The 16,497-nt window shown below is 71.9% G+C and carries 14 protein-coding genes; 1 reads left to right on the top strand and 13 read right to left on the bottom strand.

The window, feature by feature from the left end:
• The first annotated feature begins 114 nt into the window (after positions 1-114).
• On the top strand, positions 115-573 hold the full coding sequence (locus CRP27_RS01395; RefSeq protein ID WP_176505423.1) for a DUF4383 domain-containing protein: 459 nt from the start codon (positions 115-117) through the stop codon (positions 571-573).
• Here CRP27_RS01395 and CRP27_RS01390 read toward each other — a convergent pair.
• The 13 genes from CRP27_RS01390 to pyrR form a co-directional block, all read right to left on the bottom strand.
• Complete coding sequence (locus CRP27_RS01390; protein WP_097178999.1) at positions 560-1,765, bottom strand: glycine C-acetyltransferase; 1,206 nt, start codon at positions 1,763-1,765, stop codon at positions 560-562. The genes CRP27_RS01395 and CRP27_RS01390 overlap by 14 nt on opposite strands.
• Positions 1,765-2,820, bottom strand: a complete 1,056-nt coding sequence (gene tdh, locus CRP27_RS01385) for an L-threonine 3-dehydrogenase (protein WP_097179587.1) — start codon at positions 2,818-2,820, stop codon at positions 1,765-1,767. Before tdh ends, CRP27_RS01390 begins: the two co-directional genes overlap by 1 nt.
• A gap of 281 nt (positions 2,821-3,101) precedes the next feature.
• Positions 3,102-5,084 (bottom strand): hypothetical protein, encoded by a 1,983-nt coding sequence (locus tag CRP27_RS01380; RefSeq protein ID WP_097178998.1) that lies wholly within the window; start codon positions 5,082-5,084, stop codon positions 3,102-3,104.
• 8 nt (positions 5,085-5,092) lie between these two features.
• Positions 5,093-6,307, bottom strand: coding sequence for a methionine adenosyltransferase (gene metK, locus CRP27_RS01375; protein ID WP_097178997.1), 1,215 nt, complete (start codon positions 6,305-6,307; stop codon positions 5,093-5,095).
• A 5-nt stretch (positions 6,308-6,312) separates the two neighbouring features.
• Positions 6,313-6,576 (bottom strand): DNA-directed RNA polymerase subunit omega, encoded by a 264-nt coding sequence (rpoZ, locus tag CRP27_RS01370; RefSeq protein ID WP_022906709.1) that lies wholly within the window; start codon positions 6,574-6,576, stop codon positions 6,313-6,315.
• 57 nt (positions 6,577-6,633) lie between these two features.
• Entirely contained in the window at positions 6,634-7,548 is a 915-nt protein-coding gene (gene gmk / locus CRP27_RS01365) for a guanylate kinase (protein ID WP_079236159.1), read from the bottom strand.
• On the bottom strand, positions 7,545-8,429 hold the full coding sequence (gene pyrF / locus CRP27_RS01360; RefSeq protein ID WP_255257396.1) for an orotidine-5'-phosphate decarboxylase: 885 nt from the start codon (positions 8,427-8,429) through the stop codon (positions 7,545-7,547). The genes gmk and pyrF overlap by 4 nt, the downstream gene beginning before the upstream one ends.
• Positions 8,430-8,440: 11 nt before the next feature.
• The gene (gene carB, locus CRP27_RS01355; protein WP_097178995.1) at positions 8,441-11,719 is read right to left on the bottom strand and encodes a carbamoyl-phosphate synthase large subunit; all 3,279 of its coding nucleotides are present in this window, start codon (positions 11,717-11,719) and stop codon (positions 8,441-8,443) included.
• Positions 11,719-12,918, bottom strand: a complete 1,200-nt coding sequence (gene carA, locus CRP27_RS01350) for a glutamine-hydrolyzing carbamoyl-phosphate synthase small subunit (RefSeq protein ID WP_097178994.1) — start codon at positions 12,916-12,918, stop codon at positions 11,719-11,721. The genes carB and carA overlap by 1 nt, the downstream gene beginning before the upstream one ends.
• Positions 12,918-13,460: a hypothetical protein gene (locus CRP27_RS01345; protein WP_097178993.1), complete on the bottom strand. Its 543-nt coding sequence runs from the start codon at positions 13,458-13,460 to the stop codon at positions 12,918-12,920. Before CRP27_RS01345 ends, carA begins: the two co-directional genes overlap by 1 nt.
• Positions 13,457-14,815: a dihydroorotase gene (locus CRP27_RS01340; protein ID WP_097178992.1), complete on the bottom strand. Its 1,359-nt coding sequence runs from the start codon at positions 14,813-14,815 to the stop codon at positions 13,457-13,459. The genes CRP27_RS01345 and CRP27_RS01340 overlap by 4 nt, the downstream gene beginning before the upstream one ends.
• The gene (locus CRP27_RS01335; protein ID WP_097178991.1) at positions 14,812-15,783 is read right to left on the bottom strand and encodes an aspartate carbamoyltransferase catalytic subunit; all 972 of its coding nucleotides are present in this window, start codon (positions 15,781-15,783) and stop codon (positions 14,812-14,814) included. The genes CRP27_RS01340 and CRP27_RS01335 overlap by 4 nt, the downstream gene beginning before the upstream one ends.
• The gene (pyrR, locus tag CRP27_RS01330) at positions 15,780-16,484 is read right to left on the bottom strand and encodes a bifunctional pyr operon transcriptional regulator/uracil phosphoribosyltransferase PyrR (RefSeq protein WP_097178990.1); all 705 of its coding nucleotides are present in this window, start codon (positions 16,482-16,484) and stop codon (positions 15,780-15,782) included. The genes CRP27_RS01335 and pyrR overlap by 4 nt, the downstream gene beginning before the upstream one ends.
• Positions 16,485-16,497: the final 13 nt, after the last annotated feature.

Below are 16,497 nucleotides of genomic sequence, written 5' to 3'. Positions count from 1 at the left end.
CTTCGGTGCGAGGTACCGGACACGGTGGGAGCGTCGGTGCGTCCCACGGTGCGCGGAACCTCGCACCCTCCGGCCGGGGTACCGTCGCCCACAGCCGAACGAGGAGGAACCCCCATGACCGACGTCACCACCCCCACCGACCGCTACGCGGGCTCGAGCATCCAGAAGGCCGCGCTCGTGGTCGGCATCGTGTTCCTGCTCGTCGGGATCGCCGGGTTCGTCCCCGGCCTCACCACCGGCGACCTGGGCGGCGCGGGGCACGGCTCGATGGCGATGCTGCTCGGGCTCTTCCAGGTGTCGGTGCTGCACAACGTCGTGCACCTGCTGTTCGGCGTCGTCGGGCTGCTGGCGGCCGGGTACGCGACCGGATCCCGCATGTACCTGGTGATCGGCGGCGTCGTCTACTTCGTGCTGTGGGTGTACGGGTTGTTCACGGCGGGGCACGACTTCGGGGCGAACTTCGTGCCGCTGAACTGGGCGGACAACTGGCTCCACCTGGTGCTGTCGATCGGGATGGTGGCGCTCGGCGTGGTCTTCCCGCGCGAGCGCCGCCGCCCGGTCAGCGCTGCGTGACCGCGGCGGTGCCGGTGTCGGCTGCCGCCCGGGCCTCGGTGAAGGCGGTCACGCAGCGCCGCACCTGGTCCTCGGTGTGCGCTGCCGACAGCTGCACGCGGATCCGCGCCCGCCCCTTCGGCACCACCGGGTAGCTGAACGCCGTGACGTAGATCCCGCGCGCCTGCATCTCGTCCGCGATCCGTGCGGTGAGCGCGGCGTCGTGGAACATCACCGGGACGATCGGGTGCTCCCCCGGCAGCAGGTCGAACCCGGCCTCGGTCATGAGCGACCGGAACAGCGCGGCGTTCTCGCGCAACCGGGCGCGGGCGTCGTCCGAGCGCTCGATGAGGTCGAGGGCGGCGACGGTCCCCGCCGCGATCACCGGGGCGAGCGAGTTCGAGAACAGGTACGGGCGGGACCGCTGCCGCAGCAGGTCGACGATCTCCCGGCGGCTGGCGACGTACCCACCGCTCGCGCCCCCGAGGGCCTTGCCGAACGTGCCCGTGTACACGTCGACGCGGTCCGCGACGCCGCAGAGTTCCGGCGTGCCCCGGCCGTGCTCGCCGACGAACCCGACGGCGTGCGAGTCGTCCACGATCACGAGCGCGTCGTACCGGTCGGCGAGGTCGCAGATCTCCGCCAGGGGCGCGATCGACCCGTCCATCGAGAACACGCCGTCGGTGACGACCGCTCGGAAGCGCGCGTCCCCTGCAGCGATCAGCTGCACCTCGAGGTCCTGCACGTCGCGGTTCCGGTACCGGAACCGCTGCGCCTTCGACAGCCGCACGCCGTCGATGATCGAGGCGTGGTTCAGCTCGTCGGAGATGATCGCGTCCTCCGCTCCGAGGAGCACCTCGAACAGACCGCCGTTCGCGTCGAAGCACGACGAGTACAGGATCGTCGCCTCGGTGCCCAGGAAGGACGAGACCCGTCGTTCGAGGTCGAGGTGCAGGTCCTGCGTGCCGCAGATGAACCGCACGCTCGCCATGCCGTAGCCCCACCGGTCGAGGGCGTCCTTCGCGGCCTCGACCAGGTCCGCGGAGTCGGCGAGCCCGAGGTAGTTGTTCGCGCAGAAGTTCAGCAGGTCGACGCCGTCCGCCTCGATCGCCGCGCGCTGCGGGCCGGCGATGCCGCGCTCCCGCTTCGTCAGCCCGGCGTCCTCGATGCCCGCGAGCTCCGCGGCCAGGTGGTCCTTGATCGCGCCGTACATCAGATCTCCGTCCAGTCGATGACGACCTTGCCGCCGTCCGCACTCGCCGCCGCGGCGAACGCCTGTTCCCAGTCCCGGGCGGCGAACCGCGCCGAGACGATCGAGCCGATGCGGTCCCGCAGCACCTCGCTGGTCTGCAGCATCGAGCTCATGGTCTGCCAGGTCTCGAACATTTCGCGCCCGTAGATGCCCTTCACGGTGAGCATGTGGGTGACGACCTTGCCCCAGTCGACCCCGATCTCGCCCGTCGGCAGGCCGAGCATCGCGATCCGACCGCCGTGGTTCATGGTGTCGACCATCGACGGCAGGGCCGTGGGGGCACCGGACATCTCGAACCCGACGTCGAAGCCCTCGCGCATGCCGAGCCGCTCCTGTGCACTGCGCAGTGCGGTGACACCGTCGCCACCGCTGACGTCGACGCCGAGGTCGGCACCCATCGCCGTCGCCATCGCGAGCCGGTTCGTGCTGACGTCCGTGCCGACGACGAACCGGGCGCCGGCGTGCCGTGCGACCGCGATCGCCATGAGCCCGATCGGACCGCACCCGGTGACGAGCACGTCCTCCCCGACCACCGGGAACGCGAGCGCCGTGTGCACGGCGTTGCCGAGCGGGTCGAAGAGCGCGCCGACGTCGGGGTCGACGTCGGTGTGGTGCACCCAGACGTTCGCGCCGGGCAGGGTCAGGTACTCCGCGAACGCGCCGTCGCGCTGGACCCCGAGCCCCTTCGTGCGGATGCACATCTGGCGTCGGCCGGCCCGGCAGTTCCGGCAGGTGCCGCACACGATGTGCCCCTCGCCGGATACCCGGTCCCCGAATGCGACGTCACGGACGGCGGCGCCGACCTCGACCACTTCGCCGAAGAACTCGTGTCCGGGGACGAGCGGGGCCGTGACCGCCGAGGCGGCCCAGTCGTCCCACCGCCGGATGTGGAGATCGGTCCCGCAGATCCCGGTGCGGTGCACCCGGATGAGGACCTCGTCCTCCGTCGGGACCGGCACCGGCCGTTCCGTCATGGTCAGTCCCGGAGCAGCGTCCGGCTTGTACAGCGCCCTCATCGGCGTCATCCGCGTCACCTCGTCGTGCGTGATGTGTGTCCGTGGCGGCTCGTGACCGCCGTCGTCCAGCCTGGCACACCTCGCGTGCCGCGGCCGTGCATGTCGTGTGCACGGCGGGGGCGGTCGGCGGATGCGCGTGCATCCTTCGACGAACCACGCGTCGATCGACAGGTGCGTTGTCGGAACCTGCGCGCGCGGGCAGCGCGCGGCGCGGCAGGCAGCCTGGAGGCACGGTGCGGGTCCGCCCCGTCCCTGCGGCCACGGGCGCGCAGCCGGCCGGGTCAGACCTCGCTGAAGGGCTCCGCGTCGTCGAGCCGCACCCGCAGCGCCGGCGCCGCCCGACGTCGGTTCCCGCCCGGCAGCACCCGACGGGTGGACGAGCGTCGGATCACCTCGGCCTTGAGGGTCGCCGCGACCTCGGCCCCGTGCGCGTACGGGAAGCGCACGATCGCGCGGACGGTCCCCGGGAGCGCGTCGTCCTCGACGGGCACGGGTCCGAGCACGGGTCCTGCGGTGAGCCCCTCGAGCGCCTCGACCGCGGCCGTCACGGCCTCGTCCGTGCCGGTCAGCGTCGCGACTCGCACCGCCGGCGGGAAGTGCAGTTCACGCCGATCGATGAGTTCGTCGTGCGCGGGCCCGTCGAGTCGCCAGAGCGCCAGGGCCGTCGCGAGCTTGCCGCCGATGCCGACGAGGTACGCCTCGGCCCCCGGTGCGCCCTTCGCGGCGGCGTTCGTCCAGAAGCGCAGGACGTCCTCCTGCACACGGAGTCCCTCGCGGGCGAGCATGCGCTCCCCGTCGAGCAGCAGGACGCAGGCGTACCCACCGGGCACACTCGGCTCGGCCCCGCGGGTCGCGACGACGACCGACGGCCGGTCCGGGACCTCGTCGAGGGGTCGGGAGCCGTCGGCGACGACGATCCGTGTCCCCGGGAAGGCGCGTCCGAGCTCGTCAGCGGTGCGCTGGGCTCCCTGTCCGACGGGCTTCACGGTGCCGTTGCCGCACGTCGGGCAGCGGAAGCCGACGGCGAGGGCACCGCAGAACCGGCACTGCGGCGTCGCGCCCCGGTGCGGACTGCCGAGCGGCCCGCCGCAGATCCGGCAGTGCGCCCGCTCGCCGCACTCGGCGCACACCAGGCCCGTGCCGAACCCCGGACTGGCGACCTGCACGAGCACCGCGCCGTGCTGGCTGGCCTCGCGCGCCGCACGCCACGCGGAGCTCGGGATGCGGGCCTGCGCGGCGTAGCCCTCCGCGCCGGTCTGCTGGACGGTCGGGATGACCTTGGGCGTCGTGACCCGGTACGGCGTGACCTCCTGCAGCCAGTGCAGCTCGACGAGCCGTTGCACGTCGGTGCTCCGGGCGTGCGACAGGAACAGCAGCGCGGCCCCCGACTGGGCAGCGCGGACGAGCGCGACGTCCCGGGTGTGCACGTACGGGGCACGGGGCTCGATGAACGAGGCGTCCCCGTCGTCCCACATCGCGATGAGGCCGAGCTGGGTCGCCGGGGCGTACATCGCGGTGCGGTTCCCGATCGCGACGACCGCGTGGGTCCGGGCCTGCAGCAGGGCCTTGGCGCGCTGCCCGTTCGTCTGCTTGGCGTCGAACCGCACCACCCGTTCGGCGGGGAGCACCGCGAGCAGCGCCCGTTCGAGGTCGGTGACGTCGCGGAAGTCCGGCACGGCGATGACGGCGGACTGCTCGGCTGCGACGGTGTGCGCAGCAGCCTGGGCCAGCGTCGCCGCCCACCCGGGGACCCAGACCGGCGCGTCGGCGGCACCGAGCGCGACCGGGTGGGGGACGGCGGCGACCGCAGCGCGACCGTGGTCGGCGACCACTGCCTCCAGGACGCCCTCGGCGTAGCCGGTGACGGGCGGGGGCTCGACCGCCGGTGGCGACCACGCCGTGTCGCGGGCCAGCCAAGCCTTCTCGGCGCGGACCTGACGCGTCGGGACGGCGAGCCGGAGCACGTCCGACGCGACCCCGGCGGCCCGGTCGGCCACGGCGCGCGCGAGTGTCCAGATCTCCGGCGCGAGCACCGGCACCGGGGAGACGACCGTCTCGACGTCGCTGAGCTCGCCGGGGTAGTCACCCTCGGTGACGAGCTCGACGACGTACGCGTCGGACATCCGCGCACCTGTGCGGAGCGGGACCTTCACGCGGACCCCCGGCGCGCAGTCGTCCTCGAGCCCGTCCGGCACCCGGTAGTCGAACAGACGGTCCAACTGCGGGAGCGGCGAGTCGAGGACGACGCGCGCGACGGTGGTCACGCGGTGGCTCAGACGGTTGCGGCGACGAGTCCTGCGGCGGCGCGGAGTTCCTCGACGCGGTCGAGCTGCTCCCAGGTGAACCCGGGGAGCTCACGGCCGAAGTGCCCGTACGTCGCGGTCTTCGCGTAGATCGGACGGAGCAGGTCGAGGTCGCGGATGATCGCGGCCGGACGCAGGTCGAACACCTCGGTGATCGCTGCTTCGATCGTGGCGTCGTCGACGTGTCCGGTCCCGAACGACTCGACGTACAGCCCGACGGGCTTCGCACGGCCGATCGCGTAGGCGACCTGCACCTCGAGCCGGTCCGCGAGGCCCGCCGCGACGGCGTTCTTCGCGACCCAGCGCAGGGCGTAGGCGGCCGAACGGTCGACCTTCGACGGGTCCTTGCCGCTGAACGCGCCGCCACCGTGGCGGGAGGCCCCGCCGTACGTGTCGACGATGACCTTGCGTCCCGTGAGCCCGGCGTCGCCCTGGGGACCACCGATCTCGAACCGACCGGTGGGGTTCACGATGACGTCGACGTGCGACGAGTCGAGGTCCACCAGGTCGAGGACCGGGCGGATCACGTGCTCGGTGATCGCTGCGGTGAGTTCGTCGAGCGTCACGGAGGGCGCGTGCTGCGTGGAGAGCACGACGGTCTCGACGGTCTTCGGCACGACGCCGTCGTAGCCGACCGTGACCTGGGTCTTGCCGTCCGGGCGGAGGAACGTCAGCTCGCCGGACTTGCGGACCGCTGCCAGCCGCTCGGCCAGACGGTGCGCGAGCCAGATCGCGACGGGCATGTACTCGGGGGTCTCGTTCGTCGCGAAGCCGAACATGATGCCCTGGTCGCCTGCACCCTGACGGTCGAGCGGATCCACTCCGGCGCCGGAGCGCGCGTCGAGGGACTCGTCGACGCCCTGGGCGATGTCGGGCGACTGCGCACCGATGGAGACCTCGACGCCACAGGTGCGGCCGTCGAAGGAGACCTCGGACGAGTTGTACCCGATGCCCGTGATGACGTCACGGACCAGCTTCGGGATCTCGACGTAGCCGGAGGTCGTGACCTCGCCGGCGACGTGCACCAGTCCGGTCGTGACCATCGTCTCGACGGCGACGCGCGCGTGCGGGTCCACCGTGAGCAGTGCGTCGAGGATCGTGTCCGAGATCTGGTCGCAGATCTTGTCGGGGTGCCCCTCTGTGACCGACTCGGACGTGAAGAGGCGCAGGTTGCTGCTCGTCACCGCGATCAGTCGGTGGGCTGCTGCTGCTTGGTGACGGTGAGCTTGTCCTCGTTGATCTCGTGCAGCGCGACGGACAGCGGCTTGTCGTCGATCGTCGAGTCGACCAGCGGGCCCACGTTGTCGAAGAGCGAGCCCTCGTGCAGGTCGGCGTAGTAGTCGTTGATCTGGCGCGCACGCTTCGAGGCGAAGATGACGAGCGCGTACTTCGACTCCACCTTGGCGAGCAGGTCGTCGATGGGCGGGTCGATGATGCCCTGGGGGTTGGCCATGGTGTCTCCTGTCGACGGAAAGATCGGTCGCACCCGGCGGGGCGCAGGCGCGCCCGGCTAGGGCGCAGTGAACAAGTCTACGACCTCGCGCGCCGCGGTGCCGACATCGGAGTTCACGATGCGCACGTCGAACTCGTCCTGGGCGGCGAGTTCGACCTTCGCGGTGTCCAGGCGGCGGGCCTGTTCCTCGGCCGATTCGGTGCCGCGGCCGATGAGCCGGCGGACCAGTTCCTCCCACGACGGGGGCAGCAGGAACACCAGGACGGCCTCGGGCATGGCGTCACGCACCTGCCGGGCGCCCTGCAGGTCGATCTCGAGCATCACCTTGTCGCCGGCGTCGAGCGCGCGGTCGATCGGTGGCCGGGGCGTGCCGTACCGGTACGAGTTGTGGACCGTCGCCCACTCGAGCAGCTCGCGGTCGCGGATCATCCGGTCGAACTCGGCGTCGTCGACGAAGTAGTAGTGCACGCCGTCGACCTCGCCCGGACGGGGCTTCCGGGTCGTCGCCGAGACGCTGAGGTTCACGTCGGGGTACTGCTCGCGGATGAACGCGCTGACGGTGCCCTTGCCGACCGCGGTGGGCCCGGCGAGGACGACGAGCTTCGAGGTGCCGCGCTTCCGGCCGCGGGCGGCGAGCCAGTCGGCCAGTTCCGACCGCTGCCGCGTGCCGAGACCGCCGAGGCGCTTCGACGGCGCGATCCGGAGGTCGCCCATGATCGACTCGGCACGTGCCGGTCCGATGCCGGGCAGGCTCGTCAACAGGTCGCGGACCCGCAGGGACTTCTCGGCCGGGGCCTCGGCGTCCGACCACGCGAGCCGGGCGACCTCGAGCGCGGACCGCTCCCCCGAGGCGACGGCGGCCTTCACCGCGGCTCGGGCACGTCGTGCCGCCACGGCTGCCGCTGCCGCTGCGACACGGTCGACCTCCGGCGGGTTGCGGTGGGCGGGCAGGGCGTCGCGGTCCGACGTCATGCGGCCGCCCCCAGCGCGGTGCGGATCCGGTCGGCACGGTCGGCGACGAGGGCCGCGACGCCGTCGGGTCCGTCGGACAGCAGGCCGCGGGACTCACTCACGAGCACCTGCTCGGCACGGGTGCCGTAGAGCGCACGGAGGTCCTCGATGCGGGCGCCCTGGGCACCGAAGCCCGGGGCGAGGACCGGCGCCGTGCCGATCGAGTCCCGGTCGATGCCGAAGTCGTCGAGGGCGAGCGTCGCGCCGAGCACGAGCCCGATGTCGCCGAGGGGCTGGTCGCCGCCGGCCCGGTTGTCGTCTGCCACGTCCAAGACCATACCGGCAGCCACGGACCGGCCGGCCCACGGCCCCTCCGCGAGCACCGCGGTCTGCAGCACCCGGGCCTCGGGGTTGCTCGTCGCGGCGAGCACGAACACACCGGCGCCGTTCTCCCGTGCGACCGCGACCGTCCCCGCGAGGGACCCGTACCCGAGGTACGGCGAGACCGTCATCGCGTCGGCCGCGAACGGCCCGTCACGATCCAGCCACGCGAGCGCGTAGTCGTCACCCGTCGACCCGATGTCGCCGCGCTTGACGTCGGCGACGACCAGGAGGCCCGCATCACGTGCCCGACGGATCGTCGCGTCGAGCGCTCGGTAGCCCGCGACCCCCGCCGCCTCGAAGAAGGCGATCTGCGGCTTCACGATCGCGGCGCGGCCGGCGGCCGCGTCGACCAGGGTCGCGCCGAAGGCGGTCAGGCCCTGCTCGTCGCGGCCGAGCCCCCACGCCGCCAGGGTGGCGGCGTGGGGGTCGATGCCGACGCAGAGGGCGGAACGCGACCCGATGGCAGCGGCGAGTCGGACACCGAAGGAGGCCGTGCCTCCAGGCTGCTCGGTCCCCACGCTGGAAACGGTCACCAGGTCGCGCGCTCGAGCGCGTAGTCCTGCAGGCTCCGCACGCTGTGCGGCGACCCGATCGTCTCGATCGCCGCGACCGCGGCCCCGAGCTGCGCGATCGTCGTGAACAGCGGCTTGTCCGCCGCGACCGTCGCCGCACGGATCTCGTACCCGTCCGCACGACCGGCGGCACCCGACGGCGTGTTGATGACGATGTCGACCTCGTTGCGGGCCAGCAGGTCGACGACGCTCTCGCCGCCCTCGCTGTACTTGCCGACGATCGTGACCTCGATGCCGTTGCGGCGGAGCACCTCGGCGGTGCCCTCGGTCGCGGTGATCGTGAAGCCGAGCTGCTGCAGGCGGTGCACCGGCAGGACGACCTGGCGCTTGTCGGTGTCGGCGACGCTCACGAACACGGTGCCGCTCGTCGGGAGTCCGCCGTACGCGGCCTCCTGCGACTTGAGGAACGCGCGCGGGAAGTCGCGGTCGATGCCCATGACCTCGCCGGTGGAGCGCATCTCGGGGCTGAGGACCGAGTCGACGACCTGGCCGTCGTGGGTGCGGAAGCGACGGAAGGGCAGCACGGCCTCCTTCACGGCGATCGGCGACTGCATCGGGACGAAGGCGCCGTCACGGGCGGGCAGCATGCCCTCGGTGACGAGCTCGGCGACGGTGCTGCCGGTCATGATGCGGGACGCGGCCTTCGCGAGGGGGATGCCGAGCGCCTTCGACACGAACGGGACGGTGCGGCTGGCGCGCGGGTTCGCCTCGAGCACGTAGAGCACGCCCGCGCCGATGGCGAACTGCACGTTGAGCAGGCCCTGGACACCGATGCCGCGGGCGATCTTCTCGGTCGCGTCGACGACACCCTGGATCTCGGCGCGGCCGAGGCCGACCGGGGGCAGGGTGCACGCGGAGTCGCCGGAGTGGATGCCGGCTTCCTCGAGGTGCTCCATGATGCCGCCGATGTAGAGCCGCTCGCCGTCGTAGAGCGCGTCGACGTCGATCTCGACCGCGTCGTCCAGGAAGCGGTCGACGAGCAGCGGGAGCTCCGGGCCGATGATCGCCTGGTCGGCCATCCGGTCGAAGTAGTCGGCGAGGGTCGCGGAGTCGTAGACGATCTCCATGCCACGGCCGCCGAGCACGAACGACGGGCGGACGAGGACCGGGTAGCCGATCTCCTCGGCGACCGCGGTCGCGCTGGCGAGGTCGTGCGCCGTGCCGTTCCGCGGTGCGAGCAGGCCGGCGGCGTCGAGGATGGCGGAGAACTGGCCGCGCTCCTCGGCGGAGTCGATCGCCGTCGGCGACGTGCCGAGGATCGGGATGCCCGCGGCCTCGAGCGGCTTCGCGAGCCCGAGGGCCGTCTGACCGCCGAGCTGCACGACGACGCCGACGAGCTCGCCGGACGCCGCCTCGGCCTCGATGACCTCGAGGACGTCCTCGGTGGTCAGCGGCTCGAAGTACAGGCGGTCGGAGGTGTCGTAGTCGGTGGAGACCGTCTCCGGGTTGCAGTTGATCATGATCGTCTCGAACCCGGCGGCGCTCAGCGCGAAGGACGCGTGCACGCAGGAGTAGTCGAACTCGACGCCCTGCCCGATGCGGTTCGGGCCGGAGCCGAGGATGACGACCTTCCTGCGGTCGCTCGGGGCGACCTCGGTCTCGGCGTCGTAGGACGAGTAGTGGTACGGCGTCAGGGCCGGGAACTCGCCGGCGCAGGTGTCGACCGTCTTGAAGACGGGGCGGATGCCGAGCGCGTGACGGGCGTCACGGGCCTCCTGCTCGGTGATCCCCCGCAGGCTGGCGATCTGGATGTCGCTGAAGCCGTGCTCCTTCGCCCAGCGGAGGGTGTCCGCGTCGAGGGCCTCGGCGTTCCTGACCTCCTGCGCGACCTCGTTGATGAGGACGATCTGGTCGATGAACCAGGGGTCGATCTTGGTGGCCTCGAAGACCTCGTCCGCGGTGGCGCCGGCGACGAGCGCCTGCTGCACCGTGACGATGCGGCCGTCGGTCGGGATGGACGACTTCGACAGCAGGGCGTCCTTGTCGAGCTCGGCCGCCGGGGTGTCCCAGTGGAACGACGAGCCGCGCTTCTCGAGCGACCGGAGCGACTTCTGCAGCGCCGTGGCGTAGTTGCGGCCGATCGCCATCGCCTCGCCGACGCTCTTCATCGTCGTGGTGAGCGTGGCGTCGGCGGCCGGGAACTTCTCGAACGCGAACCGCGGGGTCTTCACGACCACGTAGTCCAGCGTCGGCTCGAAGCTCGCCGGGGTGACCCGGGTGATGTCGTTCTCGATCTCGTCGAGGCGGTACCCGATGGCGAGCTTCGCGGCGATCTTGGCGATCGGGAAGCCCGTCGCCTTCGACGCCAGCGCCGACGAGCGGGACACGCGCGGGTTCATCTCGATGACGATGACGCGGCCGTTCGACGGGTCCACGGCGAACTGGATGTTGCAGCCACCGGTGTCGACACCGACCCGACGGATGATGTCGATGCCGATGTTCCGCATGTTCTGGTACTCGCGGTCGGTCAGCGTCAGCGCGGGGGCGACGGTGATCGAGTCGCCCGTGTGGACGCCCACCGGGTCGACGTTCTCGATGGAGCAGATCACGACGGTGTTGTCGTAGTTGTCCCGCATGAGCTCGAGCTCGTACTCCTTCCACCCGAGGATGGACTCCTCGAGCAGGACCTCCGTCGTGGGGCTGGACTGCAGCCCGTCACCGACGAAGCGGACGAGTTCCTCCTCGTTGTAGGCGAAGCCGGAACCGAGGCCGCCCATGGTGAAGGACGGGCGGACGACGAGCGGGTAGCCGAGGTCCTTCGCGAACTCCTTCGCTTCCTCGAGCGTGTGCGCGATGTGGCTGCGGGCCACGTCGGCGCCGGACTCGAGCACGAGCTCCTTGAAGAGCTGGCGGTCCTCACCACGCTGGATGGCGTCGACCTTGGCGCCGATGAGCTCCACGCCGTACTTGTCGAGGATGCCCTCGGCGTCGAGCTTGATCGCGGCGTTCAGCGCGGTCTGGCCACCGAGGGTCGGCAGCACCGCGTCCGGCTGCTCGATCTTGATGATCTCCTCGAGCGAGGCGCTCGTGATCGGCTCGATGTAGGTCGCGTCGGCGAAGTCCGGGTCGGTCATGATCGTCGCCGGGTTCGGGTTGACGAGGATCACGCGGACGCCCTCGGCACGGAGGACGCGGCACGCCTGGGTGCCGGAGTAGTCGAACTCGGCGGCCTGGCCGATGACGATCGGGCCGGAGCCGATGACGAGGACGGAGTTGATGTCTGCGCGCTTCGGCATCAGTTGGCTTCCTTGGTGATGTCGGCGGCCGGGGTGGTCGCGGTGGCGGTCGCGGGGTCGAGCGGTTCGCCGGCGCGGCGCTCGCGCACCAGGTCCGCGAAGCGGTCGAACAGGTACATGGAGTCGTGCGGACCGGCCGCCGCCTCGGGGTGGTACTGCACGCTGAACGCGGGCACGTCGAGCGCGCGGAGGCCCTCGACGACGTTGTCGTTCAGCGAGTAGTGCGAGACCTCGACGCGGCCGAAGCCGGCCGGCGACTCGAGGACCTCGCCGAGCGGCGCGTCGACCGCGAAGCCGTGGTTCTGGCTCGTGATCTCGACCTTGCCCGTCGTCGTGTCGAGCACCGGCTGGTTGATGCCGCGGTGCCCGAACGGCAGCTTGTAGGTGCCGAAGCCGAGCGCACGGCCGAGCAGCTGGTTGCCGAAGCAGATGCCGAAGAAGGGCCGACCGGTCCGAAGGCTGTCCTGCAGCAGTTCGACCTGGGCGTCGCTGGCCGCGGGGTCTCCGGGGCCGTTCGAGTAGAACAGTGCGTCCGGGGCGAGCGCCTCCAGCTCGGCCGCGGTGATGTCCTGCGGCACGACGTGCACCTCGAACCCACGGGCGGCGAGGTACCGGGTGGTCGAGGCCTTCACCCCGAGGTCGAGCACGGCCAGCCGGCCGATCTGCTCGCCCACCGCGGGGACCACGTAGGTCTCGGGGGTGGAGACGATCGACGAGAAGCTCGCGCCCGCCATCGTGGCCTGCCCCCGGACCGCGTCCAGCTGCTCCGACCCGGACAGTGCCGCGTCGGCACCGCTGAACACGCCGCCCTTCATGGCACCGGCGTCGCGGATCCGGCGGGTGAGGGCCCGGGTGTCGATGCCGGAGATGCCGACGATGCCGTCACGCACGAGGTGCTCGTCGAGCGAGGCGTTCGCGCGGTGGTTCGACACGACGCGGCTGGGGTCGCGCACGACGTAGCCGGCGACCCAGATGCGACGGGACTCGGGGTCCTCGTCGTTCACACCCGTGTTGCCGATGTGCGGCGCGGTCTGCACCACGATCTGCCCGGCGTACGAGGGGTCGGTGAGCGTCTCCTGGTACCCGGTCATGCCGGTCGCGAAGACCACCTCGCCGAGCGTGCGCCCGCGGGCGCCGTAGGCCCAGCCGTCGTACCGGGTGCCGTCCTCGAGGACCAGTACGGCCCGTTCGCGTGTCATCAGTTCGTCCCTTCGCCCGCGGTGTGCGGGTGTTCGTGCTTCGTCGACAGTCCCTGCAGGGCGACGAGCGCTGCCGCGTCGCCCTCCGGGAACCGGAAGTAGGTGTCGAGATCCGTCGCACCTGCGGCGCCGGTCGCCGTCCATCGCAGACGGACCAGTCCCCCGGGCTCGACCACACGGTCGATGGCCCAGGTGGCGCGGTCGGCGCCGCGGACGGCGTCGGCTGCGATCCACCGGTCGGGGGTGCCGGCGTGGTGCAGCACCACGCCGGTGTCGTGGACGGTCACGCCGCCGCGGCCCCGGAAGCCGAGACCGCCCGCCGTGATCCGCTCGAGCGGCTGGTCGGCGCGGGTCGTCGCGACGGTGAACCCGTCCCACGCACCGGCTGCCGGTGACAGGTCGGCGGGGACACCGACTGGAGGCACGGCTTCCGCCTGCTTCCTGGCCCGCGTCCGCCAGGTGCGTGCCATCGCGACGAACAGCGCGACGACGAGGGCGAGGATGATCCCGCCTTCGAGCCAGCGCAGCGCGTCACCGCTCATGCCGACGCCCCGATCCGGGTCGCGCGGGCGTGCTCGGCGATCGTCTCGGCGTCGACGAGGTCCCCCGCCAGGACCGTGGGGTACCCGTGGTGGAAGGTCGCGACGACCCGGCCGGGCAGCTGCATGCCGAGGTACGGCGAGTTCTGCGACTGGCCCGCGAGGTCGGTGACCGCGAACTCCCGGCGCACCGACGGGTCGTACAGGGTGATCTCGGCGGGAGCGCCCTCGGCGAGGCGCTGCCCGTGCCCCTCGACCTGCCCGATCCGGGCTGGTGCCTCGGACAGCACGCGGGCGACGTCGGCCCAGTCGAGCTGGCCGCTCTCGACCACGGCGGCCTGCACGACGCTCAGCGCCGACTCGAGACCGACCATGCCGTTCGCCGCCGCGGGCCACTCGCAGCACTTCGCGTCGGCGGTGTGCGGGGCGTGGTCGGTCGCGACGATGTCGATCGTGCCGTCGGCCAGGGCGGCCCGGAGCGCGTCGACGTCCTCGCGGGAGCGCAGCGGTGGGTTCACCTTGTAGCGGGCGTCGTACCCCGGGGCGCCGTCGTGCCCCGCGATGAGGTCCTCGGTCAGCACGAGGTGGTGGGGCGTGACCTCGGCCGTGACGTCGATGCCGCGGGACTTCGCCCAGCGGATCACCTCGACGCTGCCGGCGGTCGACACGTGGCAGACGTGCAGTCGGGCTCCGACGTGGTCGGCGAGCAGGACGTCGCGGGCGATGATCGCCTCTTCCGCGACGGCCGGCCAGCCCGCGAGCCCGAGCTCCGACGACAGCCGGCCCTCGTTCATCTGGGCGCCGATCGTCAGCCTCGGCTCCTGCGCGTGCTGTGCGAGCACCCCGCCGAAGCCCTTGATGTACTCGAGCGCCCGACGCATCAGGAGCGGGTCGGACACGCACGAGCCGTCGTCCGAGAACACCCGGACCTTCGCCCGGCTCGTCGCCATCGCGCCGATCTCGGACAGGTGCGTTCCCTGCAGCCCCTGCGAGACCGCACCGATCGGGCGGACCGTGACGTACCCGGCGTCGTCGCCGAGCGCCTGCACCTGCTCGACCACGCCGGCGGTGTCGGCCACCGGCGACGAGTTCGCCATCGCGTTCACGGCGGTGAAGCCGCCGGCGGCCGCGGCACGCGAGCCGGTGAGCACCGTCTCCGACTCCTCGAAGCCGGGCTCGCGCAGGTGGGTGTGGAGGTCCACGAGACCAGGGAGGGCGATCAGCCCGTCCGCGTCGACGACCGTGGCGCCGGCCGCGTCGAGACCGGACCCGACCGCGGTGATGCGCCGCGCCTCCAGGCGAATGTCGGCACGCGAGCCGTCGACCAGCTGCGCGCCGCGGATGAGGTGGGCGGTCATGCGACGGGCTCCTTCGTTGCTGCGTTCGGTTCGGACCCGGTGAGGGCCAGGTAGAGCACGGCCATCCGGACCGACACCCCGTTCTCGACCTGCTCGACCACCGTCGAGCGCGGGTCGTCGGCGGCGACGCCGGCGATCTCGAGGCCACGGTTCATCGGACCGGGGTGCATGATCAGGGTGCGCTCGTCCAGCCGAGCGAAGCGACTCGCCGTGAGCCCCCAGTGCCGGGTGTACTCGCGGGGGTTCGGGAAGAACGCGTCGTTCATCCGCTCCTGCTGGATGCGCAGGGTCATCACGACGTCCGGGTCCTCGGCGAGGGCGACGTCGAGGTCGTGGTGGACCGCGGCCCCGAACGGCGTCGTCGTCGCGGGCAGCAGCGTCGGCGGCGCGGCGAAGGTCACGCTCGCGCCCAGGGTGCGGAGCAGCCACGCGTTGCTCCGCGCGACCCGGCTGTGCAGGACGTCGCCGACGATGAGCACGCGCACGCCGTCGAGGCCCTGGCCGCGGCTGCCCGCACCGTGCAGGCGACGGCGCATCGTGAACGCGTCGAGCAGTGCCTGCGTGGGGTGCTCGTGCGTGCCGTCGCCGGCGTTGACCACGGGGACGTCGATCCAGTCGGCGTCGGCGAGGACACGGGGCGCCCCGGACGCGCCGTGGCGCATGACGATGCCGTCGATGCCCATCGCGCCGAGGGTCTGCACGGTGTCCTTGAGGGATTCGCCCTTCGAGACGCTCGAGCCCTTCGCGGCGAAGTTCAGGACGTCCGCGGAGAGGCGCTTCGCGGCTGCCTCGAACGAGATGCGGGTGCGCGTGGAGTCCTCGAAGAAGAGGTTCACGACGGTCTTGCCGCGGAGGGCGGGGAGCTTCCGGACCTCGCGGGTGTTGACCTCGGCCATCTCCTCGGCGACGTCGAGGATGTGGATCGCCTCGGCGCGGGAGAGGTCGGCGGTGGAGAGGAGGTGCTTCACGCCGTCCCCCCGTCGCGCAGCGTCTCGCGCTGCGTCTCGCCCTGCGTCTCGCGTTGCGTCGCGCGCTGCGTCTCGCGCTGCGTCTCGCTCTGTTCGATGACGACCTCGTCGGTGCCGTCCGTCTCGGTCAGGCGGAGCGTGACCCGCTCGTCCGAGGCCGTCGGCAGGTTCTTGCCGACGTGGTCCGCACGGATCGGGAGCTCGCGGTGGCCCCGGTCGACCAGGACCGCGAGCCGGACCGCACGAGGACGGCCGATCCCCTGCAGCGCGTCGAGCGCCGCCCGGACCGTGCGGCCGGAGTAGAGGACGTCGTCGACGAGCACGACGACCTTGCCGTCGATGCCGCTCGCCGGGATGGTCGTCCGGTGCGGTGCCCGGCCGATCCCGTGTCCGAGGTCGTCACGGTGCATCGTGACGTCGAGCGTCCCGACGCGGTGCGACCGGCCGGGCGTCGACGGGTCGCCGCCGGTCGCGGTCGACTCGCTGGTCCACTCGGGTTCGATGTCCGCCAGGATGCGGTCGAGCCGATCGGCCAGGACGGCACCCCGTGTCGGGATGCCCAGGAGCACGAGGTCCGAGGCACCGTGGTTGGCCTCGAGGATCTCGTGCGCGATGCGTGTCAGAGCACGCGTGATGTCGGGGTGCTGCAGAACCGTTCTGGTTCCCACGCCGACCTCCTTCCCCGCCTCACCGGACGGCATTAAAGGATGCTGA

It is taken from the genome of Curtobacterium sp. 314Chir4.1 (genome assembly GCF_900215175.1).
Classification (GTDB): Bacteria; Actinomycetota; Actinomycetes; order Actinomycetales; family Microbacteriaceae; genus Curtobacterium; species Curtobacterium pusillum_A.
The sequence above is the reverse complement of the archived record's forward strand: the minus strand, read 5'-3'. Positions and strand labels throughout refer to the sequence as shown.

Coding starts and splice junctions, on each gene's coding strand:
- CRP27_RS01340 (WP_097178992.1), bottom strand. CDS start 14,815: ATGACCGCCCACCTCATCCGCGGCGCGCAGCTGGTCGACGGCTCGCGT.
- gmk (WP_079236159.1), bottom strand. CDS start 7,548: ATGACGTCGGACCGCGACGCCCTGCCCGCCCACCGCAACCCGCCGGAG.
- pyrR (WP_097178990.1), bottom strand. CDS start 16,484: ATGCCGTCCGGTGAGGCGGGGAAGGAGGTCGGCGTGGGAACCAGAACG.
- carA (WP_097178994.1), bottom strand. CDS start 12,918: ATGACACGCGAACGGGCCGTACTGGTCCTCGAGGACGGCACCCGGTAC.
- carB (WP_097178995.1), bottom strand. CDS start 11,719: ATGCCGAAGCGCGCAGACATCAACTCCGTCCTCGTCATCGGCTCCGGC.
- rpoZ (WP_022906709.1), bottom strand. CDS start 6,576: ATGGCCAACCCCCAGGGCATCATCGACCCGCCCATCGACGACCTGCTC.
- CRP27_RS01390 (WP_097178999.1), bottom strand. CDS start 1,765: ATGTACGGCGCGATCAAGGACCACCTGGCCGCGGAGCTCGCGGGCATC.
- CRP27_RS01345 (WP_097178993.1), bottom strand. CDS start 13,460: ATGAGCGGTGACGCGCTGCGCTGGCTCGAAGGCGGGATCATCCTCGCC.
- tdh (WP_097179587.1), bottom strand. CDS start 2,820: ATGAGGGCGCTGTACAAGCCGGACGCTGCTCCGGGACTGACCATGACG.
- CRP27_RS01395 (WP_176505423.1), top strand. CDS start 115: ATGACCGACGTCACCACCCCCACCGACCGCTACGCGGGCTCGAGCATC.